Origin of the sequence: Streptomyces lydicus, from assembly GCF_001729485.1 — a bacterium.
Lineage (GTDB): Bacteria > Actinomycetota > Actinomycetes > Streptomycetales > Streptomycetaceae > Streptomyces > Streptomyces lydicus_D.
Genome location: NZ_CP017157.1, coordinates 730,529 through 756,293 on the forward strand (window position 1 = coordinate 730,529; position 25,765 = coordinate 756,293).

Annotated in this window: 26 protein-coding genes; 11 read left to right on the forward strand and 15 right to left on the reverse strand. The window is 73.8% G+C overall.

Annotated elements, in window-relative coordinates:
* The first annotated feature begins 120 nt into the window (after window positions 1-120).
* Together SL103_RS03205 and SL103_RS03210 are read left to right on the forward strand one after the other, a co-directional pair.
* Window positions 121-681, forward strand: coding sequence for a hypothetical protein (locus tag SL103_RS03205; protein ID WP_069567217.1), 561 nt, complete (start codon window positions 121-123; stop codon window positions 679-681).
* A 164-nt stretch (window positions 682-845) separates the two neighbouring features.
* Window positions 846-1,724 carry an NAD(P)-dependent oxidoreductase gene (locus tag SL103_RS03210; RefSeq protein WP_279631131.1) on the forward strand — a complete coding sequence of 293 codons (879 nt, stop codon included), beginning with the start codon at window positions 846-848 and terminating at the stop codon, window positions 1,722-1,724.
* 18 nt (window positions 1,725-1,742) lie between these two features.
* Here SL103_RS03210 and SL103_RS03215 read toward each other — a convergent pair whose 3' ends face one another.
* The 3 genes from SL103_RS03215 to SL103_RS03225 all read right to left on the reverse strand — a co-directional run bounded on the left by SL103_RS03215 (window position 1,743) and on the right by SL103_RS03225 (window position 4,718).
* Window positions 1,743-1,934 (reverse strand): DUF397 domain-containing protein, encoded by a 192-nt coding sequence (locus tag SL103_RS03215; RefSeq protein ID WP_069567218.1) that lies wholly within the window; start codon window positions 1,932-1,934, stop codon window positions 1,743-1,745.
* 137 nt (window positions 1,935-2,071) lie between these two features.
* Window positions 2,072-3,403 (reverse strand): L,D-transpeptidase, encoded by a 1,332-nt coding sequence (locus SL103_RS03220; RefSeq protein ID WP_079145535.1) that lies wholly within the window; start codon window positions 3,401-3,403, stop codon window positions 2,072-2,074.
* 82 nt (window positions 3,404-3,485) lie between these two features.
* Complete coding sequence (locus SL103_RS03225; RefSeq protein WP_079145536.1) at window positions 3,486-4,718, reverse strand: CaiB/BaiF CoA transferase family protein; 1,233 nt, start codon at window positions 4,716-4,718, stop codon at window positions 3,486-3,488.
* A gap of 289 nt (window positions 4,719-5,007) precedes the next feature.
* Here SL103_RS03225 and SL103_RS03230 point away from each other — a divergent pair, with 289 nt between their 5' ends.
* Window positions 5,008-5,358 (forward strand): hypothetical protein, encoded by a 351-nt coding sequence (locus SL103_RS03230; protein WP_069567219.1) that lies wholly within the window; start codon window positions 5,008-5,010, stop codon window positions 5,356-5,358.
* Here the strand turns inward: SL103_RS03230 and SL103_RS03235 are convergent, their stop codons facing one another.
* Entirely contained in the window at window positions 5,359-5,841 is a 483-nt protein-coding gene (locus SL103_RS03235; RefSeq protein ID WP_069567220.1) for a YIP1 family protein, read from the reverse strand.
* A 313-nt stretch (window positions 5,842-6,154) separates the two neighbouring features.
* Here SL103_RS03235 and SL103_RS03240 point away from each other — a divergent pair, with 313 nt between their 5' ends.
* Window positions 6,155-6,871: a VIT1/CCC1 transporter family protein gene (locus SL103_RS03240; protein WP_069567221.1), complete on the forward strand. Its 717-nt coding sequence runs from the start codon at window positions 6,155-6,157 to the stop codon at window positions 6,869-6,871.
* A 22-nt stretch (window positions 6,872-6,893) separates the two neighbouring features.
* On the opposite strand, the gene SL103_RS03245 is transcribed toward SL103_RS03240, so the two are convergent.
* From SL103_RS03245 to SL103_RS03260, 4 genes are all read right to left on the reverse strand, one after another.
* The gene (locus tag SL103_RS03245; protein WP_069567222.1) at window positions 6,894-8,021 is read right to left on the reverse strand and encodes a P1 family peptidase; all 1,128 of its coding nucleotides are present in this window, start codon (window positions 8,019-8,021) and stop codon (window positions 6,894-6,896) included.
* The gene (locus SL103_RS03250; protein WP_069567223.1) at window positions 8,014-8,847 is read right to left on the reverse strand and encodes a L,D-transpeptidase family protein; all 834 of its coding nucleotides are present in this window, start codon (window positions 8,845-8,847) and stop codon (window positions 8,014-8,016) included. Before SL103_RS03250 ends, SL103_RS03245 begins: the two co-directional genes overlap by 8 nt.
* Before the next feature lie 434 nt (window positions 8,848-9,281).
* Window positions 9,282-10,439 (reverse strand): low temperature requirement protein A, encoded by a 1,158-nt coding sequence (locus SL103_RS03255; RefSeq protein WP_432215332.1) that lies wholly within the window; start codon window positions 10,437-10,439, stop codon window positions 9,282-9,284.
* 103 nt (window positions 10,440-10,542) lie between these two features.
* A complete protein-coding gene (locus SL103_RS03260; protein WP_069567224.1) occupies window positions 10,543-11,574 on the reverse strand; it encodes a methyltransferase in 1,032 nt (343 codons plus the stop codon).
* A 189-nt stretch (window positions 11,575-11,763) separates the two neighbouring features.
* On the opposite strand from SL103_RS03260, the gene SL103_RS03265 reads away from it, so the two are divergent.
* Window positions 11,764-13,074: an amidohydrolase gene (locus tag SL103_RS03265; protein ID WP_069567225.1), complete on the forward strand. Its 1,311-nt coding sequence runs from the start codon at window positions 11,764-11,766 to the stop codon at window positions 13,072-13,074.
* 139 nt (window positions 13,075-13,213) lie between these two features.
* A complete protein-coding gene (locus tag SL103_RS03270; RefSeq protein WP_069567226.1) occupies window positions 13,214-14,308 on the forward strand; it encodes a MerR family transcriptional regulator in 1,095 nt (364 codons plus the stop codon).
* A 55-nt stretch (window positions 14,309-14,363) separates the two neighbouring features.
* Here SL103_RS03270 and SL103_RS03275 read toward each other — a convergent pair whose 3' ends face one another.
* The 3 genes from SL103_RS03275 to SL103_RS03285 form a co-directional block, all read right to left on the reverse strand.
* Window positions 14,364-15,581 (reverse strand): NAD(P)/FAD-dependent oxidoreductase, encoded by a 1,218-nt coding sequence (locus tag SL103_RS03275; RefSeq protein WP_069567227.1) that lies wholly within the window; start codon window positions 15,579-15,581, stop codon window positions 14,364-14,366.
* Between the two features lie 74 nt (window positions 15,582-15,655).
* The gene (locus tag SL103_RS03280) at window positions 15,656-16,618 is read right to left on the reverse strand and encodes a sulfite exporter TauE/SafE family protein (protein ID WP_069567228.1); all 963 of its coding nucleotides are present in this window, start codon (window positions 16,616-16,618) and stop codon (window positions 15,656-15,658) included.
* Window position 16,619: 1 nt separating this feature from the next.
* The gene (locus SL103_RS03285) at window positions 16,620-17,471 is read right to left on the reverse strand and encodes a GntR family transcriptional regulator (RefSeq protein ID WP_069567229.1); all 852 of its coding nucleotides are present in this window, start codon (window positions 17,469-17,471) and stop codon (window positions 16,620-16,622) included.
* A 270-nt stretch (window positions 17,472-17,741) separates the two neighbouring features.
* Between SL103_RS03285 and SL103_RS03290 the strand changes: the two genes are divergently transcribed.
* The 5 genes from SL103_RS03290 (at window position 17,742) to SL103_RS03305 (ending at window position 21,535) form a co-directional block, all read left to right on the forward strand.
* Window positions 17,742-19,127 carry an MBL fold metallo-hydrolase gene (locus SL103_RS03290; protein WP_069567230.1) on the forward strand — a complete coding sequence of 462 codons (1,386 nt, stop codon included), beginning with the start codon at window positions 17,742-17,744 and terminating at the stop codon, window positions 19,125-19,127.
* A 215-nt stretch (window positions 19,128-19,342) separates the two neighbouring features.
* On the forward strand, window positions 19,343-19,876 hold the full coding sequence (locus SL103_RS03295; protein ID WP_244303831.1) for an AMP-binding protein: 534 nt from the start codon (window positions 19,343-19,345) through the stop codon (window positions 19,874-19,876).
* Window positions 19,877-20,287: 411 nt separating this feature from the next.
* A complete protein-coding gene (locus SL103_RS37615; RefSeq protein ID WP_164492748.1) occupies window positions 20,288-20,443 on the forward strand; it encodes a hypothetical protein in 156 nt (51 codons plus the stop codon).
* A 102-nt stretch (window positions 20,444-20,545) separates the two neighbouring features.
* Window positions 20,546-21,022, forward strand: a complete 477-nt coding sequence (locus tag SL103_RS03300) for a GNAT family N-acetyltransferase (protein WP_069567231.1) — start codon at window positions 20,546-20,548, stop codon at window positions 21,020-21,022.
* A gap of 180 nt (window positions 21,023-21,202) precedes the next feature.
* Window positions 21,203-21,535 carry a hypothetical protein gene (locus SL103_RS03305; protein ID WP_069567232.1) on the forward strand — a complete coding sequence of 111 codons (333 nt, stop codon included), beginning with the start codon at window positions 21,203-21,205 and terminating at the stop codon, window positions 21,533-21,535.
* Window positions 21,536-21,578: 43 nt separating this feature from the next.
* Here SL103_RS03305 and mscL read toward each other — a convergent pair whose 3' ends face one another.
* The 4 genes from mscL to SL103_RS03325 form a co-directional block, all read right to left on the reverse strand.
* Window positions 21,579-22,082 (reverse strand): large conductance mechanosensitive channel protein MscL, encoded by a 504-nt coding sequence (mscL, locus tag SL103_RS03310; RefSeq protein ID WP_069567233.1) that lies wholly within the window; start codon window positions 22,080-22,082, stop codon window positions 21,579-21,581.
* 707 nt (window positions 22,083-22,789) lie between these two features.
* Window positions 22,790-23,671: an S-methyl-5'-thioadenosine phosphorylase gene (locus SL103_RS03315; protein ID WP_069567234.1), complete on the reverse strand. Its 882-nt coding sequence runs from the start codon at window positions 23,669-23,671 to the stop codon at window positions 22,790-22,792.
* Window positions 23,672-23,794: 123 nt separating this feature from the next.
* Entirely contained in the window at window positions 23,795-24,130 is a 336-nt protein-coding gene (locus tag SL103_RS03320) for an FmdB family zinc ribbon protein (RefSeq protein WP_069567235.1), read from the reverse strand.
* 146 nt (window positions 24,131-24,276) lie between these two features.
* Window positions 24,277-25,587: an MFS transporter gene (locus tag SL103_RS03325; RefSeq protein ID WP_069567236.1), complete on the reverse strand. Its 1,311-nt coding sequence runs from the start codon at window positions 25,585-25,587 to the stop codon at window positions 24,277-24,279.
* Window positions 25,588-25,765: the final 178 nt, after the last annotated feature.

Genomic DNA, 25,765 nt, shown 5'->3' on the forward strand with positions numbered 1-25,765 from the left:
CGAAGTTGCCCAAGAGGCTGTTAACCGCCTGTTAGTGGATCCTTAGCGGGCGCGACCAGAGTCGTGGAGGTCAATGCCGAAGGACACCCTTCACCACTCGCCAGCCCGGGGGACGTTTCCATGCCGCTCGCCACCGCCACCCTCCGCCGCACCCGCCGGCTCGCCGTCGCCTCGCTGCTGGCCGCCGCCGCGCTCCCGCTGACCGCCTGCCAGGGCGGCGGCGACCCGGCACCGGCCGCGTCCTCCGCCGCGGCCGGCGACCCGACCGCTGCGGACGGCGGCTCCGGCGGCGCACCGGGCAAGGGGGCCACGCGTACGGGCGCCGGGCAGACGTCGGCGGCCGGCGGCTCCGGTGCGCGGGACGGCGCCTCCGCCGGGAACAAGGGCGTGGACGGCACCTGGGCCGGCACGCTGAGGTGGCTCAGCGAGGACCAGCTCACGGTGGCGCCCGAGGGCGGTACGGAGCAGGCGTTCCACCTCACCGACCGCACCAAGGCGCTCGGTGCGGCGGCGCTCTGCGAGGCGCCCGACGGCCGGGTCCACACGGACGGCTCCGGCTACGGCACCACCTCCTGCTCGCTGGCCGACCTGCGCAAGGCCGCCCGCCTCGGGACCGTCGAGGTCCGGGTCACGGTGAAGCACGGCACGGCCACGAAGATCGCCGAGCACTACCGCCCGTGAGCCCCGGCGGCAGGCCACCGGCACGCACCTGAAGGTACGTACGCACCTTTTAGTGCGTACTTGTCCGGTGCCGGGCCCCCGCCAAGACTGAGGAGCGGCCGCCGGCACGACGCCCGGCGGCCGCTTTCTGGCGTGACGAGACGGGGAGTTGACCGGTGGCGAGGGTGGAGAAGACGACGCGGGACGTGTCGGTACTCGGGCTGGGGAGCATGGGCCGGGCGCTGGCGGGCGCGCTGCTGGCGGCCGGGCACCGGGTGACGGTGTGGAACAGGACGCCCGGCAGGGCGGCGGAACTCCTGGAGCGGGGCGCGCGGGGCGCCGCGTCGGTGGCCGAGGCGGTCGCCGCGAGCGAGGTGGTCCTCGTCTGCATCCTCGACTACGCCGACGTCGGCACCCTGGTGGAGCAGGGCGGAGGGCGCGCGGCCTGGCAGGGGCGGACGGTGGTCAACGTGACCAACGGGTCGCCCGAGGAGGCCCGTGCGATGGCGGAGCGGGTGGCCGGGCTCGGGGCCGCCTATCTGGACGGCGGCATCATGGCCGTCCCGGAGATCATCGCGACCCCGGGGGCGTTCGTGCTCTACAGCGGGGCGCCGGACGCCTTCGAGGCGCACCGGGAGCTGCTCGACTCCTTCGCCCGCAGCGTCTTTCTGGGGACGGAGCCGGGCCGTGCGGCGCTCCACGACCTGGCGCTGCTGAGCGGGATGTACGGCATGTTCGGCGGCTTCGCGCACGCGGCCGCGCTGGTGCGGTCGGAGGGCGGCTCGGTGGCGGAGTTCACCACGACGCTGCTGCTGCCGTGGCTCACGGCGATGGCCGACGCGCTGCCCCCGATGGCGGCGCAGGTCGACGCCGGCGATTACGCGGTCACCGGCTCGCCGCTCGCCATGCAGGTGGCTCACGACAGCATCGGCGACGTCAGCCGCGCGCAGGGCGTCAGCCCGGAGCTCTTCACCCCGGTCTTCGCGCTGATGCGGCGGCGGGTGGCGGACGGCCACGGGAGCGAGGGCTTCGCGGGCGTGGTGGAGTTGCTGGCCCGGCGCTGAGCGGCCGGTTCGGCCGGCTCAGTCGGCCGTGGTCGCGGCGATGAAGAGCGACCAGGCCGCGGCGGGGAAGGTGAGCCGGGCGGTGCCGCCGGACTGCCGGGAGTCCCTCAGGTGCACGCGGGCGCGGTCCGGCTCGAAGGCCGCCTCCAGGCACGCCCGGTCGGGCCCTTCGCAGTAGCTGGACCGGCGCCACCGCAGCCCCTCGTCCATGCTCCCCGCCTCCCCCGGAACCGGCCACCGCCTTGACGGTCCCGCGCCCCGGCGCGGGCCGTCAACGGGGCGGACGGAAGACGGCGGTGGCCGGTCCCCGGAGGGACCGGCCACCGCCGGGGTGTGTGCCGGGCGCGTCAGGCCGCGCTGCCCGCCTTCCAGTCCGACCAGGACAGGTTCCAGCCGTTGAGGCCGTTGTCCGGCTGGACCGTCTTGTCGTGCGAGTTCTTCACGATGACGACGTCGCCGACCAGCGACTCGTTGAAGAACCACTTGCCCGGGGTGTCGCCCCCGCCGCCCTTGTTGTCGCGCAGGCCGACGCAGCCGTGGCTGGTGCCGGAGTTGCCGAAGACGGAGGAGTTGCCCCAGTAGTTGCCGTGGATGAAGGTGCCGGAGGACGACAGCCGCATGGCGTGCGGGACGTCCTTGATGTCGTACTCGCCGCCGAAGCCGACCGTCGAGCCGTCCATCCGGGTCTGCTCGAACTTCTCCGAGATCACCATCTGGCCGTTGTAGGTCGGGTGCTGCGGGCTGCCGCCGGAGATCGGGATGGTCTTGTAGGTCTTGCCGTCCCGCTTGACCGTCATCTGCTGGGTGTTCATGTCGACGGTGGAGACCTGCGAGCGCCCGATCGTGAAGGACACGGTCTTGGACTGCACGCCGGTGATGCCGTCGCCGCCCTTCACACCGTCAAGATCGATCTTCATGGTGATCTTGGAGCCGGCCTTCCAGTAGTCCTCCGGCCGGAAGTCCAGGCGCTGGGAGCCGAACCAGTGGCCGACGACCTCCTGGCCGCTGCTGGAGGTCACCTTGATGTGGGACTGGACGTCCTTCTTGTTGCTGATGACCTTGTCGAAGTTGAAGGACACCGGCATACCGACGCCGACGGTCTTGCCGTCGTCGGGGGTGTAGCTGCCGATGAAGCTGTTGGCCGAGGAGACCGTGGTGAAGGTGGCGTTCTCGGTGGCCGAACGGCCCTTGGCGTCCTTGGCGTTCGCCACGATCTTGTACTTGGTGCCGCGCTCCAGCTGGACGCCGGGCTTCCAGGACGAGCCGTCGGCCGATATGGCGCCCGCGACCACGGTGCCGGAGTCGGCGGCGGTCAGCTTCACATCGGTCAACTTGCCGCCGGTGACCTTCACCCCGGTGTCGTTGATGCTGGCGTCGGTGGCGCCGTCCTTCGAGGAGACCTGGATCTTGGCGTCCGACGCGTCCTTCTTGGCCGCGGCGTCCGCGCCCGCCTGGCCGTTCTTGCCGTCGTCGTTCCCGCCCGCCGAGGCGTCGCCGCCGCAGGCGGTCAGGGCCAGCGCACCCGCCGCGAACAGGGCGGTCACAGCCAGCGTGCGGCGCATCCGACGGGTGCGCCGCGGCGCGCCCGGCACCGTCTGTTCGGCCGGCTGGAGAAGCTGGTGCGGGGTGCGGGACCGAGCGGGCGCGGTGTTGTCCGGCGATGTCACGAGCTGCTCCATACAGGGGTGTTGTGATTTCCGTGCTGGTAAACAGCACCTACGGGCGGATTTGGTTGCGGGTATGGCCATGTTGTGACGAAGGTCACAATCGTGAAGGTAGCGGACAGTCGTCCGGCCCCGCCAGCCAGGTTCGCAGCGGGATGCCGTCCTCGTCCAGGCGGGGTGGTGCGACGGGTTGGGTCACCGGCGTCCCCGAGAGGCGGAGCGGGCTGGCGACTTGGGGGACCCGGCCCTCGCCGACGGGGGTCACCGGATCGAGTCCGAGGCGCGCCGCCAACTCCAGCGCCTGCGAGAGCGTGTTGACCGGCCCGCAGGGGACCGACGCCGCGGACAGCCGCTCCGTCCAGCCCTGCGGGGTGTCGGCGGCCAGTCGGTTTTCTAGTGCTTTGATGAGGTCTGTACGGTTTTGCACTCGGTCGCGATTGCGGGCGAACCGGGCATCCTCCGCGAGCTCCGGCGCCCCCAGTGCCTCGGCCAGCGCCCGGAACTGACGGTCGTTCCCCACCGCCACCGCGAGCAGCTGCCCGTCGCGGCAGGCCAGCGTCTCGTACGGCGCGATGCTCGGATGGCGGTTGCCCATCGGCTCCGGATCGCGGCCGGTGGCCAGATGACCGGACGCCTGATTCACCAGCGAGCCCAGCAGGGATGAGAGCAGATTCACCTCCACCAGCTGCCCGTGGCCGGTGCGCTGACGGTGGTGCAGGGCGGCCAGGATGCCGGTGGCGGCGTCCTTCGCGGTCAGTACGTCCACCAGCGCCACGCCCGCCTTGAGCGGGGTGCCGCCGGGCTCGCCGGTGATGCTCATCAGCCCGCCGACGGCCTGGACGACGAAGTCGTAGCCGGGCAGCCGGGCGCCCGGCCCGGAGCCGAAACCGGTGATCGTGCAGTGCACCAGGCCCGGGTTGGCGGCCCGGGTGGCGGCGTGGTCCAGGCCGTACCTGGCGAGCGAGCCCGGCCGGAAGTTCTCGATCAGTACGTCGGCCCGGCGGGCCAGTTCGCGGGCCGCCGCCGCGTCGTCCGGGTCGCCGAGGTCCAGGGTCAGCCCGCGCTTGGAGCGGTTCGCGGCGTCGAAGTACGCGGCCGTCCCGTCGGCCGTGAACGGCGGGCCCCAGGCGCGGGTGTCGTCACCGGCGCCCGGCCGCTCCACCTTGATCACGTCGGCGCCTAGGTCGGCGAGGGTGGCGGCGGCCAGCGGTCCGGCCAGGACGCGGCTGAAGTCGGCGACGAGGATGCCGTCCAGGGAGCGGGCGGGTGGAGCGGCGGGCGGTGGGGCGTCGGCGGGCGTCCGGGGGTGCGGGCCGTGCGGCTGCGGCACGTGCGTACTCCTCACGTCGCGGGCGGTGTGCCGTCATGGTCGGCGACGATCTTCGCCCGGGGGAAGGCTCCGGCATGTCCAACGGGGCGGGCCGTACCCTGCCGGGACGGCGACCCGGTCGGGCTCCCGGCCCGGCGGCCGGCCGGCCTTGATCAGGTGCCGGGAATGTGGCGAAATGTCATAGGAGATGTGTCACTTCGGGACTTAAGTCCCAAGATCCCCTGTCGTCACTGCCGAGGTGTGGTGTCTACTGGCTTCACCCAGCGCCTCATCCGTCCGGGAGGACCGCATGCTCCCCTCCGCATCGATTCTGCAGCAGATCGGCTTCGGCGTGCTGTTCGCGGTCGCCGTCGTTTGGGCCGTCGCGATGACCAGACTGCTGCGGCGCGGACGGTACGAGGCGGCGATGCGCCGCGACCGGCGGGAGATGCGGGAGCGCTACGGGCTGCGCGGCCCCGGCCGGCTGCCCTCCGCCGCCCCGGGCGTCTCCCCGGCGGGCGGACCGTCGTCGCCGGAGCTGCTCGGGTCGGTGCCGCGGCAGACCGGGCCGGCCGGTCCGCCCGCGGAGTGCGTGGAACTGAGCGCCGCGGAGCGCGCGGCGTTCGAGGGCCTCGTCCGGCAGCTCACCAGCCGCAGCTGATCAGCGGACCGGACCCAGCTTCAACAGGGCCAGCGCGGCCAGCATCTGCACCGACACCGCCGCCACGGACTTCCGCGTCGGCAGGTGGTGCTGGCCGCGTATGAGCAGCACCGCGAGGACGTAGCCGAACCCCCACGTCGTCCAGGTCGCGGCCTGCACGAAGGTGGCGCCGGTCGGCAGCCAGGCGGCTATCGCCATCCGCGGCAGATCGGTCACCCAGAACACCACGATGAACAGGCTCGCGGTCGGCGCGAAGCGGCCGGTGCCGCCGAGGGTGCGGGCAATCGCATGGGTGACCGCGCCCAGCACGAGGCTGGCGGCCAGCACACACGCCTCGGCGATCCCGGCGAGCTGCAGCGCCGCCGTACGGTCGGCCGCCCACTGGCCGGTGAACGCGTCCATCGACACCACGCCGATGCCGCCGCTGATCAACGACAGCAGCACCGCCGCGCCCCAGGCGCCGCGGTCCCGGGCCTCGTCCATGACCTCCACCGGCCGGTACCACAGCCCCAATATCAGCCGGTGCCACCACAGTCGGCGCCGTGGCGGGGGAGTGCGCGGGGGGCGGGGGGCCGGCTGGACGAGCGTGGGCGGTGGGGGCTTCGGAGGCCGGGAGGGGGGTGGTGCGGACATACGGCCGTTTCTACCACCGGCCGATCACGACCGGTGCGGGGGCGTCGAGCGGGGGTACCACCCGGTGGACCGGCAACTGCCCCGGGACGTACGCGGAGTGCGCGGTCCGGGCCCGCCGTCGCGCCGGATGTGCCCGGCCGGTTCCGGATGAGACGCTCCTTCGATGACCTTGCAGACACCGGAGCACGACGAGGCGCACGGCGGCGGGCTCGGCAGCCGCCTCAACTGGCTGCGGGCCGCCGTCCTCGGCGCCAACGACGGCATCGTCTCCACCGCCGGACTCGTCGTCGGCGTCGCCGGGGCGACCGACAACCGCGGCGCGCTGTTGACGGCGGGGCTGGCGGGCCTGCTGGCCGGCTCCCTGTCGATGGCGGCCGGCGAATACGTGTCGGTCTCCACCCAGCGGGACTCGGAGAAGGCCGCCCTGGCCCAGGAGAAGCGGGAACTGGCCACCGAGCCGCAGGCCGAACTCGTCGAGCTGACGCAGCTGTTGCAGGGCAAGGGACTGGAGGAGCAGCTCGCCCGGGAGGTCGCCGAGCAGCTGACCGAGCACGACGCGCTGCGCGCCCACGCGGAGGTCGAGCTGGGCATCGACCCCGACGAACTCACCAACCCGTGGCACGCGGCCGGCGCCAGCTTCCTCGCCTTCACGGTCGGCGCGCTGCTCCCGCTGCTGGCGATCGTGCTGCCGCCGGCCGGGCAGCGGCTGTGGATCACCGTGCTGGCGGTGGTGGCCGCGCTGGCGCTGTGCGGGTGGAGCAGCGCCCGGATGGGGGCCGCGCCGGTGGGCCGGGCGGTGCTGCGGAACGTGGGCGGCGGGGTGGTGGCGATGGCCGTCACCTACGCCGCGGGGTCGGTGCTGGGAGCCGTGGGGGTCTGACGGGACGGCCGGTGACGGCTGCTCAGCCGGCGGCCGCGCCGTACAGCTCCCGGTACGACGGGAAGAGGCCGCCCGGCCCGTCGACCGTCTCCGCGGTCAGCACGGCCCGTACCACCGCGCGGGCCAGCACGTCCGCGCCGGCCGCCAGGATCTCGTTCAGGGCGCCGGCCTCGGCGTGCACACCGAAGGCGGGGTCCGCGGGCGGCTCCTCGGCGAGCAGCGGACGGGCGCCGGTGGACAGGGCGAAGACCGTGTCGCCGTCGGAGAGCAGGTGGACCGGGCGCAGCGCGCGGGCCAGCCCGTCGTGGGCGGTACCGGCGAGCTTGTGGGTCCGGGCGCGGGTGAGCGCGGCGTCGGTGGCGACCACGGCGAGGGTGGTGTTCAGCGGCGGGTGGACGGAGGCGGCCGCGCGGGCCCTGGACGTCTCCCGGGCCGCGGCCAGCCGGCGCTGCGCGGCGGCGTGCACGTCCGCGGGCGGCGGGGTGCCGGGCCCCCGCACCGTCCGGCCGTACAGGACGCCGGTGTCCGGGTCGACCGGCGAGCCCGCGGCATTGACGGCGGCGAGCGCGGCGACGGTGACGCCGGAGGGCAGCACCGCGCTGGCGGTGCCGATGCCGCCCTTGAGGCCGCCGGCCACCGCTCCGGTGCCGGCGCCGGTGTTGCCCTCGCCGACCGGGGCGCCCGGGGCACCGGCCGCGGCGGCCTCGACGGCGGCGCGGCCCAGCGCGGCGTCCGGGCGGGCCCGCCAGTCGCCGCCGCGGCCCAGGTCGAACAGCGCGGCGGCCGGGACGACGGGCACCACCTGCGCCGGGTCGGGCCCGACCCGGAAGCCGCGGCCGGCGTCCTCCAGCCAGCCGACGACACCGGACGCCGCGTCAAGCCCGAAGGCACTGCCGCCGGTCAGCACCACCGCCTCGATCCGCTGGACGAGGTTGCGGTGGTCCAGCGCGTCGGTCTCCCGGGTGCCGGGGCCGCCCCCGCGGACGTCGACGGCCGCGACCGCGCCGCCCTCGGGGGCGAGGACGACCGTGGTGCCGGTCAGCCGGCCGTGCCCGGTCCGCTGAGCATGGCCGACCCGCAGGCCCGGGACGTCGGTCAGGGCGTCCCGCGGACCCGCGGGGTGCGGCCCGGCGGCGGCCCGCTCAGTAATCGGCCGGCCCCATCACGACGACCGGGTGCAGGTCGGGATCGAGGGTGCGCAGCAGCTGCCGCATCACCTTGGGCTTGAGGCTCACACAGCCCTGGGTCGGGCCGTCGTGGTCGACGTGCAGCCAGACGCCGCCGCCCTTGGCGGCGCCCCAGGGGCGCCGCGGGTCCAGCGGGGAGGAGCCCGGTTCCCGGTTGTAGTTGATGGCGATGACGTAGTCGAAGGCGCCGGCCAGCGGCTCGCCCTCCACGCCGGTGCCGTCGGCGACGAAGCTGTCGTTGTGGTCGTAGGGGAGCTTGGTGCCGTCGGGCGCGGGCAGCCGGCCGCCGGCGTCCGTGAGGGAGTAGACCCCGATGGGGGAGCGCAGGTCGCCGTAGTGGTGGTCGTCGGTCCAGCCGTGCGCGGCGTTGTGCGCGGCCCAGGTGGGGCCCGGCTCCCAGTCGTCCGAGTCCTCCTCACGGGTGTACAGCACGACCCGGGACTCGAACGAGTCCATGTCCTTGCCGGTGACGACCAGGACCTGCCGGCTGTCGGCAGGTATCCGCTTGCGGACCTCGTCGCTGAGGCCGGGAATCGGCCGGTCGGTGGCCGGGCCGCGTGCGGCGTTCGGGGCGGATTTGGGCGCGACGGCGGGAGTCCGTGGCGTGTCCGGGCCGGAAGCCGTCGCGGACGTGGTGCTCTTGGCGTCGGTCCGGACGTCGTGGTCGTCACCCGAGGCCGGCCACGCCCACAGGGCGGTGCCGACCAGGGTGGAGAGGGCGAGACCACTCACGGCCTTGCTGCGCCGGGACAGTCTCGTCCGTGCGCGGGACTGGGCGTGGCGGGCCATGGCTGGCGTCTCCTCCAGGTACGGACGGCGGTCGGCCCCCGGGGCCTCCCGTAGGAGTCCCCCTGTCATAAAAAGGGCAATCTGCACCCTACCGCTTCTGCACCAGCGCGCCTCCGGTGGCCTCCGTGAACCGTGGGGAACAGGAGCACGAAGCGAGAAGAAGTGCGGCCCATCGGTGGGCAATTGACGGCCATTCGGCGGCGGCGGGGGCCCTACGGAGGCGCCGCCGCCCCGGTGACGTGCCCTTTCCCGGCGGGGCGGGAAGATGGCCGAATCTGATGCGGGATCAGCGCGGTTCGACACCCTGTACGGCCGTTCGGCACGCTTACGGGGGACCGGACGGGGCCCGGCCGGCCGTATCCGACGGCGTGTCCCGCGACCCGCACGGGTCCGGACTGCCCGGGACGGGTGACGGCACGCCGGCCCGCCCCGCCCTACTGCTCCAGAGCGGTGCCCTGACGGGCCGTAAGGGTGACACCCGCCCCGACCGTCGCGGCGGCCACCAGACCGGCCGCCGGCACCGCCCAGGCCCCCGCGAAGGTGCACGCCAGCACCAGCACCGACGACACCGGCAGCACCAGGTGCTGCGCCAGGCCGCGCTTGTGATGGCGGGAATGGATCAGCCACACGGTGAACATGAACAGCGCGGCCGGCACGGTGACGCAGGCGCCCGCCGCCGACGCCGACAGCTGCGCCTTGCCGAACGCCTGCTCCACCGCCACCTCGATGCCCGCCCCGACCGCGGCCGCCGAGCAGAACACCAGGTAGTGGCCGTAGCCCCACAGGAACGCCTGCCGGTTCGAGCGCAGATGCAGATGGATGGGAACGGCAAAGTAGATCCAGTACGCCGCGAACACCACCAGCAGCCCCCCGCCCGCCAGCGGCAGCAGCGTGCCCAGCTCATCGCTCTCGTCCAACGCCGACTGCACCGCCACGGTGGCCGCCGCGATCGTCTCGCCCAGCACGATGATGGTGAACAGCCCGTACCGCTCCGCGATGTGATGCGGATGCCAGGAAGTCCGGTGCGAGCGCTCGGCCAGCGCCGGCACGGCCAGCTCCATCAGCCCCACCACCACGAACACCCCCAGCACGTCGCCCTCGGGCAGGAGCAGCAGCCCCAGCCAGCCGACCTGGCAGACCGTCACCCCCAGGGCGTAGCCCAGCGCGGTGCGCCGCTCGGCGCCCCGGCTGCCGCGCGCGGCCCGCAGCCACTGGGTGACCATCGCCAGCCGCATCACCAGGAACCCGCACCACACGACGGTGAAGTCGCCGGCGGCGAAGGCGCGCGGCACCCCCGCCGCCAGGATCAGCACCCCCACGATCTGGACCAGCGTCACCAGCCGGTACGGCGGGTCGTCGATGTCGTACGCCGAGGCGAACCAGCTGAAGTTCATCCAGGCCCACCAGACGGCGAAGAACAGCATCAGATAGCCGGAGACGCCGTGCCCCCAGTGGCCCCCGGCCAGTGCGTGCGCCAGCTGCCGGCCGGCCTGGGCGACCGCCACGACGAAGCACAGGTCGAAGAAGAGCTCCAGCGGGGTCGCGGTGCGATGCGCCTCGTCACGGCGGCGCGCCCGCATGACGTCCGGCACCTCGGCTCCTCTCGTCGGCCCGGCGGGGCGGCCCTCAGTACAACGCGGGCGGGCCGTGCCGCCCATGAGGGAGCGCGGTGTGTCGTCCGGCGGGGCCCGCCGGCTACTCGGCGACCGCCTCCACCACCGACGGGAACGCGGACGTCGGCAGCACCCGCGTCAGCCGGAAACGGCACGCCGACAGCAGCGTCGCGAACTCCTCCGCGGTCCGCTCCCGCCCGTCGGCCACCACCATCATCGCGACGTCCAGGGTCTTGCCGAAGTGCGGCGCGTTGCCCGGCGGCAGCACCGCGTCGACGAGCAGCAGCCGGCTGCCCACCGCCATCGCCGTACGGCAGTTCCGCAGAATGCGCCGGCAGTCCTCGTCCGACCAGTCGTGCAGCACGTGCTTGAGCACGTAGACGTCCCCGCCCGGCGGCACCGACACGAAGAAATCGCCCTCCTCGGTGCGCCAGCGGCCCTTCAACCCGTCGCCGTCCAGCAGGTGGTGGGCCAGCGGCGGCGCCTGGTCGAACAGCACCCCGGTCAGTTCCGGACGGCGGCGCAGCACGGCCCGCAGCAGACCGCCGCGGCCACCGCCGACGTCCACGACCGTGCCGGTCCCGGGAAAGGGCCAGGCGTCCGCCACCGCCTCGTCCACCGGCGCGGACAGCGACGCCATCCCGTCGTCGAAGAGCCGCCGGGCGGCCGGGTCCGCCAGCAGGTGCTCGAAGAGCGGCGCCCCCAGGGTCCGCTCGAAGGACGGCTCGCCGTGCCGCACGGCGTCCGGCAGCGCGGCCGAGGTCCGCAGGAACATCTCGTCGGTCATCATCAGCACCGCCGGGTGCAGCGAGTCGGGCACGTCGGTACGCAGCGGTCCGGCGGCCGGCGTCAGCCGGTAGGCGCCCGAGGAGTCCTCCCGGAAAAGGCCCCGGGTGGCGAGGTAGCGCAGCACCCGACGCAGGTGCGGGGCGTGGGTGCCGGTCGCGGCGGCCAGCTGCTCGGCCGTGCGCGGGCCCCCGGAGAGGTGGTCGGCTATCCGGTGCAGGGCGACGGTGCGCAGCGCCGCGGAAAAGAGATGGCCCATGGCCTGGTCCATCAGATGCGTGGTGAGGTCGCGCGGCTCGCCGTTCGGTCGGTGGGGTGAAGTGGCCAACGTCGGCCTCCGGTCCTCGGCTCGGGCCTGCCAGCGCCACGGCTCGCAGGCGGGTCGAGCCACGGTTGCAGCAGCGGGCCGCGGTGTCACGGACGGTGCTGCGGGCAACCGCCAAGTCCGGCCAGCAAAGGCCCGACCGGCACGGTGGCAGGCTCGAAGCCCGCCCGCCGTTCATGGTCGAATGCGCGTATGAGCGACAGTGACACGACCGGAAACACCGCCCCCGCGGCCGCCCCCGACTCCGCCCCCACCGCCGTCCTCGCCCCGCTCGACGACCGCCTCGACGACCTCGTGGCGCTCTACGAGGACCTCCACCGCCACCCCGAGCTCGGCTTCGAGGAGACCCGCACCGCCGCCGAGGCCGCCCGCCGGCTGACCCGCAGCGGCTACGACGTCACCACCGGCATCGCCGGCACCGGCGTCGCCGGCGTCCTGCGCAACGGCCCCGGCCCGGTGGTGCTGCTGCGCGCCGACATGGACGCGCTGCCCGTCACCGAGGACTCCGGCCTGCCGTACGCCTCCACGGTCCCCGGCCGGATGCACGCCTGTGGCCACGACGTGCACGTCACCTGCCTGCTGGGCGCCGCCGACCTGCTCGCCGCCGGCCGCGCGCACTGGTCCGGCACACTGATCGCCCTCTTCCAGCCCGCCGAGGAGATCGGCAGCGGCGCCCGCGCGCTGATCGACGCCGGCCTCTACGACAAGGACCTGGTGCCCACGCCCGACGTGGTGCTGGCCCAGCACGTCGCCCCGTTCGGCGCCGGCCTGATCGCGTACTGCCCGGGCGCCTGCATGGCCGCCGCCGACAGCCTGCAGATCACCTTCCACGGCACCGGCGGCCACGGCTCCCGCCCCGAGACCACCACCGACCCGATCCTCATGGCGGCATCCTTCGTCCAGCGGGTGCAGTCCGTGGTGTCCCGCGAAGTCGCCCCCAAGGACCGCGTCGTGGTCACCGTCGGCTCCTTCCAGGCCGGCGAGAGCGCCAACGTCATCCCCGACCGGGCCGTCGTACGGCTCAGCGTCCGCACCTTCGACGAGACCGTCCGCACCGCCGTGCTCGCCGCCATCGACCGCATCGCCCGCGCCGAGGCCGCCGCCTCCGGGGCCGGCCGCGACCCGGAGACCGAGTTCCTCGACTCGTTCCCCGTCACCGTCAACGACGCCGACACCCTCGGCGCGGTCAACGAGGAATTCACCCAACTCTTCGGCGAGCAACGGCTGTTCGCCTACGAGCCGGCCACCGGCAGCGAGGACGCCGGCCTCCTGGCGACCGCCGCCGGAGCCCCGCTCTACTACTGGTGGCTCGGCGGATGGGACCCGGAGGAATTCCACACCGCCCTCGCCGCCGGCCGGCTGGCCCAGGACATCCCCTCCAACCACTCCCCGCGCTTCGCCCCGGTGCCCCGGCCGACCCTCACCATGGGCGTCCAGGCCCTCACGGCGGGGGCGCTCAACCAGCTGGGAAAGGGGACGGGGGACGCGACGGAAACCGGCTGACACCGCCGGTTGACCTTGTCCTTGGGGGAAGGCCCAGCATCGGCAGGGCCGGGCCGTCCTGACGCCCGGTACGAGGAAGAACAGACGGCCCGGACCGTACGGGACGGCCGGACCACCGGACGCCGGAAGGAGGCGCGGCATGAACCATCACGCGGACGGAGCGGAACTGCTCACCATCGGCGCGTTCGCCCGCGCCTCCCGGCTCTCGCCGAAGGCCCTGCGCCTCTACGACGAGCTGCGCCTGCTGCCGCCGGCCCACGTCGACCCGGTCAACGGCTACCGCCGTTACGCCCCGGCCCAGTTGGAGCGGGCCCGCCTGGTCGCCTGGCTGCGCCGGCTCGGCATGCCGCTGGCCCGCATCCGCGAGGTGTGCGCGCTGACGCCCGACGCGGCGGCCGAGGCGGTCGCCGCGTACTGGGCACAGGTCGAAGCCGACACCGCCGCCCGCCGTGACCTGGCCGCCTTCCTCGTCGACCAGCTCCAACGGAAGGACACCAGCCCCATGAACGCCTCAGCCACGCCACTGACCATGCGCTACGCCGCCCGCACCGACCGCGGCCTGGTCCGCCCGGCCAACCAGGACGCCGCCCACGCCGGCCCGCGGCTGCTCGCCGTCGCCGACGGCTACGGCCCGGAGGGCGACCGCGCCGCGGCCGCCGCCGTGGGCGCGCTCCAGCACCTGGACGACGCCCCGGCCGGCACGGACCCCCTGGCGGCACTGGAGGAAGCGGCCCGCGGCGCCCACCGGGCCGCCCCGACGGCCGACGAGGCCACCGGCAGCACCCTCACCGCCCTCCTGCGCGCCGGCTCCCAACTGGCCCTCCTGCACATCGGCGACTCCCGGGCCTACGTCCTGCGCGACTCCGGCCTGTTCCGCGTCACCCACGACCACAGCCTGGTCCAGTCCCTCGTCGACGAGGGCCGCCTCACCCCCGAAGAGGCCCCGTCCCACCCGCAGCGCGCCCAGCTCCTGCGCTCCCTGGACGGCGACAGCCCGTTCACCCCGGACCTCCAACTGCTCGACGCCCGCGCCGGCGAGCGCTACCTCCTGTGCACCGACGGCCTCACCGGCGTGGTCCCGCCCGAGTCCCTCCAGGACGTACTGACCGCCGCCGAAACCCCCGAGCAGGCCGTGGCGGACCTGATCGCCCTGGCCCACGCGGCGGGCGCGCCGGACAACGTGGCGTGCGTGGTGGCGGACCTGCATCCGGCCGACGCCGAGGTCCCCGCGTAGGCGGCACGACGGCGGCCCCGGCGCGTTCCGGGGCCGCCGGCACCCGCCCGAGCGGTTACGCGAGTCCCTTGAGCATGGCCCTGAAGTAGAGCTGCGGCAGGCCGTAGCGCTTGAGGAACCACATGTCGGTGCGTTCGCGCGTGGTGTCGATGAACGGAAGGGAGGGCGTGGGCCGCAGGTCGTAGTCGAACTCGGCGAGCAGCATCTTGTGCCGCGCGGTGACCAGCGGGCAGGAGGTGTAGCCGTCGTAGCGGGCGGCGGCGGGGCGCCCGCGCAACCCGGCGAGGAGATTGCTGACGACGACCGGGGCCTGCTTGCGGATCGCCGCACCCGTCTTGGACGTCGAAAGGTTGGCGACATCGCCGAGCACGAAGACATGGGGGAAGTCGGGGTGCTGAAGCGTCTCGCGGTCCGCCGCGACGTACCCGTAGGGGGACTGGGGGTCGGCGAGCGGACCGTCGGCGAGCCAGCGCGGGGCCCGCTGCGGCGGTACGGCGTGCAGCAGGTCGTAGCGGACCGTCTCCGCCGTCCCGGTGGTGTGATCGGTGAGCACCGCCTCCCGCGCCGGCCCGTCGACAGCGGTCATCTCCGAGCTCAGCCGCACCTCGATGCCGTAGCGGCGGGCCGTCTCCCGCAGCGCCCGGTCGAAGACCGGCACCTTGAACATCGCGGGCTCCGGGAGCACCAGAATGGTGCGGATCGACTTCAGCACCCCGCGCTTGCGCCAGTGGTCGGCGGCCAGATACGCGATCTTCTGCGGGGCGCCGCCGCATTTCACCGGCCCCGACGGCATGGTGAAGACCGCCGTGCCACGGCGCATCCGGCGGATCAACTCCCAGGTGAGCGGGGCGAGATCGGGCCGGTAGTTGCTCGACACCCCGCCGTGGCCGAGCGCCGGGGCGAGGCCGGGCACGCCGTCCCAGTCCAGCTCCAGACCGGGCGCCAGCACCAGCCGCCCGTAGGAGAGCACCCGGCCGGAGGCGGTGGTGACGGTGCGGGCGGTCGGATCGACGGCGGTGGCGCGTTCCCGCAGCCAGCGCACGCCCGGCGGCATGACGTCCGCCTCGGTGCGCAGCGAGGCCCGCAACGGCGCCTGGCCACCCCCGACGAGCGTCCACAGCGGCTGGTACCAGTGCGTCTCGGACGGCTCCAGCAGCGCGATGTCGCGGACACCGGCGCGGCGTAAGCGGGCGGCGACGGTGATGCCCGCGGTACCGCCGCCGACGATGAGGACCTGGTGGTGGGACGGGGCGGTGGCGGGTGCGGGGGTCATGAGGTCCTCCTGGGACGGGGTGGGTGATCGGGTTGCGGCGGTTGGTGGTTGCTGGTTGGTGGTGGGTGGCCGGGTCAGAGGTGGGGGACGGCGGTGGTGGCCATGGCGAGGGCGAGGACGGTGACGAGGGCGGCGAACGCCGTGGTGAGGGTCCGGGGGCGCAGGCGGGTGGTGAGGCGGTTGCCCAGCTGACTGCCGATGGCGGCGCACGCCGCGAAGCCGGCCAGCAGCCGCCAGTCCAGGCCCCCTGTGCCGGCCCGGGTGCCCAGCGCCGTCAGGGAGTTGATGAGGATGACGAGCAGCGAGGTCCCTATGGCGACCGGCATCTCCAGGCCCAGCACCAACGTGAGGGCCGGCACGACGACGAAGCCACCGCCGACCCCGAAGAAGCCGGTGAGCAGCCCGACGGCGGACGCGGTGACGGCGACCCGGACGGGCCGGGAGAGGAGAACGGTGCGGGAGGGGGAGTCGGTGTGGGGGAGGGAGACGGCGTCGGGGGCGGTCTCGGAGAGAGGGGCGGGGGGCGTGGCGGGCGTGGCCGGCGCGGCGGGCCGTGCCGGGTCCCGTAAGGGCTGCGCCGGGTCACGTAAAGGCCGGTTCGGGTCCCGTGCGGGCCGTGCCGTTTCCCCTACGGGCCGGCTCGGGGTCGGCTCCGCCGCGCGCCCTGCACGCACCTCCCGCCACACCAGCATCGCCGCCACCACGAGCATCAGCCCGGCGAAGGCCGTCATCAGGACGTCGGGCCGCAGCGCCGCACTCCAACGGGAGCCGACGTAGCTGCCGGCCGTACCCAGTGCGCCGAACACCGCGCCGGCCACCCACCGGACCCGGCCCGCCCGGGCATGGCAGACCAGACCGGACACCGCGCCGACCGCGACCACGACCAGCGCACCCGCCGTCGCCTCGTGCGGCGACTGCCCCAGCAGACCGACCAGCGCGGGCACCGCCAGCACCGAACCGCCACCACCGAGCGCCCCCAGCAGCAGCCCGATCAGCAGCCCGCACGGCAGCGCCGCCACCGCTAAGAGGACGGACACGCTAGACCGACGGACACGGGACGGCGGGCGCCGAAGCCACCGGCGACGTTGAGGTGGCGGCCGAAGCGGCGGCCCGCGGCGCCAGCGCGACGGCCCGGCTCTCGTCGGACCACTCGGCGACGAAGCTGAAACGGTCACCGCGCACCACCGTCTCGCGCCACTCCACCGGCCGCTCCCCGGCCCGGCCCAGCCGCTCGATGGCGAACGCCGCCTCCCGGTCGGCCAGCCCCAGCAGCCACGCCTGCCGCACGTCCGGCAGGAACGGCTGAATCCGCTCACGGCCCCCGGTGACCTTCACCGAGCAGCGCCGCGACAACTCGCCGTACAGCGAGGTGTGCCCGAAGTCGGCCGCCAGCAGCGGCTCGGCGATCTCGGCGGGCAGATACGCGGTGTCGTGGGCGAGCGGCTCGCCGTCCGCCAGCCGCAGCCGCTCCAGTACGACCAGCGGCGCGTCCGCAACCAGCCCCAGATGCCCCGCCACGGTGCCGTCCACGGTCCGCTCCAGCCGCAACACCTCGCTGCGCTGCTCCACGCCCTGCCCCTCCAACTCGCGGAAGAGGCTGTAGAGCGAGCCGAGCGGCTGCTGTATGCGACGGGTGTCCAGCCGGCTGGCCCGGCCGCGTTCGGCGATCACCAGACCGTCGGCGCGCAGCTTGCGCAGCGCCTCGCGCACGGTGTGCCGGCTGACCTCGTACTCGCCGGTGAGCCGGTGCTCGGCCGGGAACTCCTCGGTGAACGCACCGGCCTCCATCCGACGACGCAGATCCGCGAAGAGCTGCGCCCAGAGGGGTAGCGGGGAGCGCCGGTCCAGGGGGCGCGGAGCGTGCGCGCCGTCCGGCTGCTCGGTCGTCATGGTTGTTCCTCCGCGGGACTCTGAGGGGGCGGGGCGATACGGGCGGTACGGGCCGGCCACGAGCTGACGCGGGCTCACCGTGACGTCCGGTCACATCGTGAGATCGAGACGACTGCTGACGCGTTGCGGCCCACCCCGGCTTGTCGCCCGCCGACCCGGATCCTTAATGTACGTACATCCGTGCATCCGCACAACGCACCCCCGGCCGGAGCGCGCGCCGCCCACCGCGTACGCGGCACCCGCCCACCCCTGGACCCCCGGAGGCCCACCGTGCACTTCGCGCAGTACTACCTCGACTGCCTCTCTCAGGCGTCCTACCTGATCGGCGACCCGACCACCGGACGCGCCGTCCTCGTCGACCCCCGCCGCGACATCGACGACTACCTGCACGACGCGGAGGCCGCCGGACTGCGCATCGAACTCGTCATCGAAACCCACATTCACGCCGACTTCCTCTCCGGCCACCTGGAACTCGCCCGGGCCACCGGCGCCACCATCGCCTTCGGAGAGGCCGCCCGAACCGGCTTCCCCATCCGCCGGTTACGCGACGGCGAACGCATCAGCCTCGGCGCGCGGGACGGCGAAGGCGTCACCCTCACCGTCCTCGCCACCCCCGGCCACACCCTGGAATCCCTCTGCCTGGTCGTCCATGAACGGCCCGATGACGACGTGCCGTTCGGCGTGCTCACCGGCGACACCCTCTTCGTCGGCGACGTCGGCCGACCCGACCTGCTCTCCGCGGCCGGCCACTCACCCGAGGACATGGCCGCACGCCTCTACCGCTCCCTGCACACCAAACTCATGGCCCTCCCGGACGCCACCCGGGTCTTCCCCGCACACGGCGCCGGCTCCGCCTGCGGCCGCAGCCTCTCCACCGAGACCAGCTCCACCATCGGCGACCAGCGCCGATTCAATTACGCCCTGCAGCCCATGCCCGAGGCCGACTTCGTCCGGCTGATCACCACCGGGCAGCCGGCCACACCCGGCTACTTCGCCCACGACGCCGCCCTCAACAGGGACGGCCACCCCTTCCTGGACGCCACCCCGCCGCCCGCCCTCACCCTGGGGGAGGCGCTCGCCGCCCGCGACCAACAGGGCGCCGCCCTCCTCGACTGCCGCCCGCTCGCCGCCTACACCCGCGCGCATCTCACCGGATCGCTCCACACCAGCCTGGACACCCGGTTCGCGGAATACGCCGGCAGCGTCGTCGCACCGGGCACCCCGATCGTGCTGCTCGCCGACCCCGGCACCGAACAGGAAGCCCGCCTGCGCCTCGCCCGCATCGGCTACGACCACGTCATCGGCCATCTGCCGGACCCGGCAACCGCGTTGGACCAGGCCCCCGCACTCGTCCGCCACAGCCACCGCATACGCCACGACGACGAACTGCCGCCGCACGCCCAGTTGGTCGACGTCCGCAACCCCGCCGAATACGAGGCGGGCGCCCTGCCCGACGCCCTCAGCATCCCGCTCGCCACCCTCCCCGACCGCATCACGGAACTGGACCCCCGCCGCCCCGTCGTCCTCTACTGCCGCAGCGGAAACCGCTCGGTGATCGCAGCCGCCCTCCTGGAAGCCCGCGGCTTCGACGACGTCTGCGACGTGGCGGGCGGCTTCGAAGCCACGAGAACGGCAGCGGGCGCCACGGCCGGCTGAGCCCGGAATCCGTACGCCCGCGCGGAAGGCCGGAATCGTGGGTGAGAAGGAGGGATGGAACGCATCGGAAGGGGGCAGGACTCTGGAGGCGTGACCCCAGGAGCGCGGTCCGTGTGAGGGTGTGAGGACGGGCCGGCGCCGGCCCCGACCCCGTACAGCGGACGTTCAGCGATCGTTGATCGATGATCGCCATGCTGGCACGCATGTTGCACCGTGTGATCTCAGAGCAGGCAGATGACGCCCGGGAAGTTCAGGAGCCGGACGCGTCCCGGATCGCCCTCACCTGGACCGGAGAGCCGGGACGGCTGGAGGAGTTGACCCACGGCATGCTCCTCGACCAGGCCAAACGGGCCGCCGAGGCGCTCACCCGGCTCGGCGTGCGGGCCGGCGACCGGGTCGCCGTTCATCTGCCACTCGTGCCGGAATCGGTGATCGCCACCCTCGCCTGCGGCCGGCTGGACGCGATACGTACGACGCTGCCCGTCTCACTGACGGTGCCCGAACTGGTCGCCCGCACCCGGGAGTCGGACGCCCGAGTGATGATCACGGCGGACGCCGCGTTCTGGGACGGTGCGGTACGGCCGGTGAAGCCGCTGCTCGACCACGCACTGGCACGGAGCGCGGCCGCGGGGGGCGCGCCCCGACCGACCGTGCTCGTCGTGAACCGCTGCTCCCGGCCCGTCTCCTGGAAGCCGGGACGTGACCTGTGGTGGCACGAGGTACTGGAGAACACGACCAGCAACGGCTAAGCCGACAAGGACTGCGCCGGCAAGGGCTGGGCAATACCGGCTGGGCCGGCAAGAGCTGGGCAGTACCGGCTGGGCCGACAAGGGTTGAGGAAACGATTCGCTCCTGCAGGTGAGACGGCGGGCAGGTCCCGAGACGGCGAGCAGGATCGCGGATGGCGGGCAGGTCCGGAGACGGCGGGCAGGACCGCAGACGGCGGGCAGGTCCGGAGACGGCGAGGAGACCCACAAACGACGGGCGGCCGGACAGACGGGCTCAAGCCCCGGGGGCCCTCCCCCTCCCCCCGCCCACCCCACCCCCCTCCGCCCCACCCCCACCCCACCCCTCACCCACAAAGGTCACAGAACGGGCCGGCAGCCGCATCAGCGCCTAGCGTGGGCCTTGTCCCCCCCCACGCCCTGAAAGGCATCGCCATGCCCGCACAGGAACCCGCGCGCCGCAGGCACTCCCTCCCCGGCACCGACCGCAACCGCCCCGGCAGACGCAGCCACGGCTCGCAGAGCCCGCCGAACCGGCCCCGCGACGGTCAGCGGCCGCACCCGATACCCACCCACGACAAGGGCCATTAGCCCCGGGGGAGTTCGCGGCGTCCCGCGGCCCCCGTCCGCACGCGGCGCACCCTGCCGCTTTATTCCGTCGAAGCCGCCCCGGCCGGTCGGTAGCTTGCCGGCATGACGTCATCATCGCTGCGCCTGGAGAAGGTCACCCCGGACAACGTCGAGGCCGCCTGTCGGCTCCAGGTGCGGCCGGACCAGGAGGGGCTCGTGGCGCCGGTGGCGCGGTCGCTGGCCGAGGCGTATGCGCAACCCGAGATCGCCTGGCCGCGGTTGATCTTCGAGGGTGAACAGCTCGTGGGCTTCGTCATGGCCTTCTTCCTGGTCCGGTTCAACCCGGACGATCCCGAGGACAGGCTCCGCTCCGGCCTCTGGCGGCTGAACATCGCCGCCGACCGACAGGGCCGGGGATATGGGCGGTTCGCTGTGGAGTCGGTGTGCGCGGAACTGCGCCGCCGGGGACAGTCGCGCGCGACCGTGACCTGGGTGCCGGGCGCGCACGGGCCGGAGCGGTTCTATCTGCGTCTCGGCTTCGTCCCGACCGGGGAGCTGAGCGGCGACCAGGTCGTCGGCGAGCTGCCGCTGGCCGGCTGAACGCGCCGAGTGGACCGCGCCCCCTGTCAGCACCCCGCGCCGGCCCTGGCCGGGAGCCGGTGGCAGCCGGCTCGTCCACGGTCGGCCTCTCGCTCACGGCGGGGCTCGCCGGCGGCCGCAAGGGTGCGGTGGGCGCCCGCCGGTCGGCCGCCGGGTCCGGCCCGCCCGTACCCTGGAGGGGTGAGCACCACCCCCGAACCCGAGCGGAACCCCGGGCCCCAGGCCGCCTCCGGGGCGGAACCCAGCCCCGACGCGGATACCGCGCCGGCAGCTGACGCCCGCCGCACGCCCGATGCCGCCCCCGGGGCCGACTCCGGCTCCGAGGCCCCCGCCAAGGCCGCTGCCGGTCGCCGCCCGGCCGCGTCCGCCGCCGCGCGGCTGATCTTCGACGATCCGCTGAGCCAGCAGTCGTCGGACGACTCCGACCGGGGCTGGGGCGAACGTCCGGCCGGCGGTGGCGGTGCCGCCGATCTCGCCCGTTTCCTCGACGAAAAGCCGCCCCACCACCTCTGAGCGAGGCGACGGGGCGGCATGTGCTGCCGGCCGGTGACGCCTGCTACTCCTGGGTCTTCTGCGTGCCGATGGTGCCCGACGTGGCGGAGGGCGTGGACGGCGAGGGGATGCGCTGGGCGATCAGCGCGTCGCGGATCTCCGTGAGCAGTTCGACCTCGGTCAGGGCCAGCGGGGTGTCCTCCGCCGGCTTCCTGGCCGCCTGCCGCTCCTTCCACTTGTTCATCGGAAGGATCATGAGGAAGTAGACGACCGCGGCGGTGATCAGGAAGGTCAGCGCGGAGCTGAGCACCGAGCCCCAGAGGATGTAGATGCCGTCGGTGAACTGGCCCGTCTTCCTGTCCACGGTGCAGGTCGTGAGACACGCCTTGTAGTTGTCGAGGTTCTGCGAGCCCAAGGCGCCGATGATCGGGTTGATGACGCCCTTGACCACGGCGTTCACGATGTTCGTGAAGGCCGCACCGACGACGACCGCGACCGCGAGTTCGATGACGTTGCCGCGCATCAGGAATTCCTTGAACCCCTGAAGGACGCCCTTGCTCTCGCTCACCTGACAGCCTCTTTCCACTCTTGCTACGAACGGTGCACCAACGATCAGCACCGCAACTTACGGCAGGGCGGGGCGGGGCTGTCCAGTCGTGCGCCCCGAACCAGTGATCGGCGGGCGCGTCGGTGCGGATCCGGCGAACGGCGTGGGGGCCGTCGAGGCGACGGACAGATGCGGCGGTACCGGTACGAGGGGCGCGCCTCCCTCGGCGCGCGGCAGATGCCCCGCCACTCGCAGCAGTCTCGCGTGACGGCCGGGCGGAAGCCACTCGATCTTGAAGCATGTTCACCGCCCTCCCGGCGCCGTCGCCGACGGGCAGCCGCCCGCGGGTAAGCCTCGTACGGACCCGTACGAGGCTCCGCCGGCCAGTGCTGCGGCGGCCACCGCCAGGCCGGCGGCCAGCATCCGCCGTCTGCCGGACCCGCCCCGGCACCGTCCGCCACCGCTCACCCGAACCGGAGCAAAGTGGGGCACTTCACAGGGTGGGGGAGCGGGCAGGGGCGGCGCGTGGGCGGCGGGAGGGGCGACGGGGGGACGGGTGTGGGGGTGTGCGGAGAGCATGGGTGGCACCGCCTCGGTGGGGTGGGAATCAACCGGCGATCACCACCGTGCCGCAGTTCGCTCCGGCCCGCTCCGGCCTGTGGACGGCCCCGCCGTTGTGGACAACCCGGCCACCCGGGAGAGGGAGGCCGAGGGGCGGCGGCGTCCCGCTACGGCAGCTCGATGCCCAGGTCCCGGCCCGCGTGGGCGTCGACGCACGGGCAGTCGCGGGCGGTGGTCCCCGGGAGAGCGGCGACCGCGTCGAAGAGCACCTCGCGCAGCCGGCCGACGTTCTGCGCGAAGACGTCGAGGACCTCTTCGTGGGAGACGCCGGCACCGGCCTCGGTGCCCGCGTCCAGGTCGGTGACCAGGGTCAACGAGGTGTAACACAGGCTCAGTTCGCGGGCCAGGACGGCTTCGGGGTGGCCGGTCATGCCGACCACCGACCAGCCCTGGGCGGCGTGCCAGCGGGATTCGGCGCGGGTCGAGAAACGGGGGCCCTCGATGACGACGAGCGTGCCGCCGTCGACCGGTTCCCAGTCCCGGCCGCGGGCGGCCGCGACGGCGGCCCGGCGGCCGGCGGGGCAGTAGGGGTCGGCGAAGCTCAGGTGGACGACGTGGGGGACGCGCCCGCTCCGCTCCGTGCCGCCGCCGTTCCCGGTCGCGTCCGCGGAGGCGGGGCCGGGCAGCGGCTCGCCGTCGAAGTAGGTCTGGACGCGGGCCTTGGTGCGGTCCACGAGCTGGTCGGGGATCAGCAGGGTGCCGGGGCCGTATTCGGGGCGCAGGCCGCCGACCGCGCAGGGGCCGAGGACCTGGCGCACGCCGAGTGAGCGCAGCGCCCACAGGTTGGCGCGGTAGTTGATGCGGTGCGGCGGAAGGTGGTGGTCGCGCCCGTGCCGGGGCAGGAAAGCGACCCGGCGGCCGGCGATCTCGCCGAGGAACACCGAGTCGCTCGGGCGGCCGTAGGGGGTGTCCACCGTGATCTCGGTCACGTCGTCGAGGAAGGAGTAGAAACCCGATCCGCCGATGACGCCTATGTCCGCGTCAGCCATGGCGGTCACCTTAGCGGGGCCGCACGCCACCCGGCCGTGCCGCCCCAGGGCGGACATGCGGCGGACCCCGCCGTCAGGGACGGCGGGGTCCGATGAAGCCGGTGGTGCCGTTGGCGCCGGTCGTCAGGCCGCGGAGCTGGTGCTCGTCGTGCTGCTCGACGACGACGCCGCCGGGGCGGACGACTTGGTGTCGGAGCTGCTCGACGAGGAACCCGCGGAGTCCGAGGAGGACGAGCCGCCGGAGGTGGTGGAGCTCTTCGCGGGGCTGCTGCTGGACGACGAACCGCGGCTGTCGTTGCGGTAGAAGCCGGAGCCCTTGAAGACGATGCCGACCGCGGAGAACACCTTCTTGAGGCGTCCCTGGCAGGCGGGGCACTCGGTGAGCGCGTCGTCGGTGAACTTCTGCACCGCCTCGAGGCCCTCGCCGCACTCGGTGCACTGGTACTGGTACGTCGGCACTTGACTTCCTCCTGGCACTCTCACTCGATGAGTGCTAACGACGCTCCATATTGCAGTATTCCCGTGCTTCCGTCCACCGCGACGAGGCCACGGTGACCGACCCCACGTCCGACCCCACGTCCGGCCCGTGCCCGGCAGCGGGTCCGTCAGGCGTTCGTGAGTTCCCGTCCCCGATCCTGTTCCCGCTCCTCGGACGCGGGTCCGGCGGCGGTGACGGCCGCCGAGCCCGCCGGAGCGGACGCGGCCGCCGGGCGCGGCACCAGGTGGGCGCGGAGCGCCAGCAGCACCACGAAGGCCAGCGCGGTGCCGGCCAGCGGCACCAGGAAGCCGGTGCTCGGTCCGAAGCGGTCCGCCAGCTGGCCTGCGGAGGTGGCGGCGGCCGCCTGGCCCAGCGCGACCGCGCCGGTCAGCCAGGTGAACGCCTCGGTACGGGCGGCGGCCGGCACCAGCGACTCGACCAGCGTGTAGCCGGTGATCAGGGCCGGGGCGATGCACAGGCCGACCACCAGGCCGACCGCGCCCAGCAGCGGCACCGCGGAGAGCGTCCACAGCGGGGTGGTGGCCAGCGCCAGCAGGCCGTAGGCGACCAGCAGCCGGCGCCGCGGGCCGACCTTCCAGGCGACCGCGCCGCAGACGATGCCGGCGAGCATGTTGCCGCCCGCGAAGATCCCGTAGAGCACGCCGTTGATGCCGGGCTGGCCGATGTGCTGGGTGAACGCCGTCAGCGAGACCTGCATGCCGCCGAACACGGCGCCGATGCCGAGGAACGCGACGATCAGCACCCGCACGCCGGGCACCGACAGGGCCGAGACCCGCGGTGCGCCACCGGACGCGTCCGTGTGGACCGGGGGCTGGCTGCGCTTCTGCGAGGCGAACAGCAGGCCGCCGGCCAGCGTCAGCACCGCCTCGGCGACCAGGCCGGCCGCCGGGTGGATGCCGGTGCACAGCGCCGTCGCCAGGACCGGGCCGACGACGAAGGTGAACTCGTCGGTGACCGACTCGAAGGCGGCGGCCGTCGGCATCAGCGGGCTGCCGCCGAGCCGGGAGGCCCAGCGGGCCCGCACCATCGGGCCGACCTGCGGGGTCGAGGCGCCCGTGGGGACGGCCACCGCGAGCAGCGCCCACAGGGGGGCGTGCGCGAGGGCCAGGGTGATCAGCGTGCACACGCCGGCGACGTGCACCAGCACGCCCGGGATCAGCACCGCGCGCTGCCCGAAGCGGTCGGCGAGCTTGCCGCTCTGCGGGGCGAACAGCGCCATCGAGACACCGGTCGCGGCGGAGACCGCGCCGGCGGTCCCGTAGGAGCCGGTGGTGGACTGGACGAGCAGCACGATGCCGATCGTCAGCATCGCGAAGGGCTGCCGCGCCAGGAAGCCGGGCAGCAGGAATGTCCATGCACCGGGGGTGCGGAGCAGTCGTCCGTAACCGGGACGGGAATCCTTGACCGCGGATGCCACGGCCGGGCCTTTCTGCCGCCTGGTAGCGCGCCGCCCGCAAGGTCGTCACGGGTACGCGCCGAGAGCTGTCCTCTCGCGCAGGACCGAGTGATACCGCGTGGTCCGCACCCCGAGAGGTGGCTGCGTGTGGCAGGGGACCGCGGCCGCCGAGCGGTCGCGCCAGCTCTGCATCAGGCAG

Excerpts from the sequence above, each read along its gene's own strand:
- SL103_RS03270 (WP_069567226.1), top strand. The coding sequence starts at position 13,214 with ATGAACCATCACGCGGACGGAGCGGAACTGCTCACCATCGGCGCGTTC.
- SL103_RS03220 (WP_079145535.1), bottom strand. The coding sequence starts at position 3,403 with ATGGAGCAGCTCGTGACATCGCCGGACAACACCGCGCCCGCTCGGTCC.
- SL103_RS37615 (WP_164492748.1), top strand. The coding sequence starts at position 20,288 with ATGCCCGCACAGGAACCCGCGCGCCGCAGGCACTCCCTCCCCGGCACC.
- SL103_RS03235 (WP_069567220.1), bottom strand. The coding sequence starts at position 5,841 with ATGGACGAGGCCCGGGACCGCGGCGCCTGGGGCGCGGCGGTGCTGCTG.
- SL103_RS03230 (WP_069567219.1), top strand. The coding sequence starts at position 5,008 with ATGCTCCCCTCCGCATCGATTCTGCAGCAGATCGGCTTCGGCGTGCTG.
- SL103_RS03315 (WP_069567234.1), bottom strand. The coding sequence starts at position 23,671 with ATGGCTGACGCGGACATAGGCGTCATCGGCGGATCGGGTTTCTACTCC.
- SL103_RS03300 (WP_069567231.1), top strand. The coding sequence starts at position 20,546 with ATGACGTCATCATCGCTGCGCCTGGAGAAGGTCACCCCGGACAACGTC.
- SL103_RS03275 (WP_069567227.1), bottom strand. The coding sequence starts at position 15,581 with ATGACCCCCGCACCCGCCACCGCCCCGTCCCACCACCAGGTCCTCATC.
- SL103_RS03285 (WP_069567229.1), bottom strand. The coding sequence starts at position 17,471 with ATGACGACCGAGCAGCCGGACGGCGCGCACGCTCCGCGCCCCCTGGAC.
- SL103_RS03265 (WP_069567225.1), top strand. The coding sequence starts at position 11,764 with ATGAGCGACAGTGACACGACCGGAAACACCGCCCCCGCGGCCGCCCCC.
- SL103_RS03250 (WP_069567223.1), bottom strand. The coding sequence starts at position 8,847 with ATGGCCCGCCACGCCCAGTCCCGCGCACGGACGAGACTGTCCCGGCGC.
- SL103_RS03240 (WP_069567221.1), top strand. The coding sequence starts at position 6,155 with ATGACCTTGCAGACACCGGAGCACGACGAGGCGCACGGCGGCGGGCTC.
- SL103_RS03205 (WP_069567217.1), top strand. The coding sequence starts at position 121 with ATGCCGCTCGCCACCGCCACCCTCCGCCGCACCCGCCGGCTCGCCGTC.
- SL103_RS03215 (WP_069567218.1), bottom strand. The coding sequence starts at position 1,934 with ATGGACGAGGGGCTGCGGTGGCGCCGGTCCAGCTACTGCGAAGGGCCC.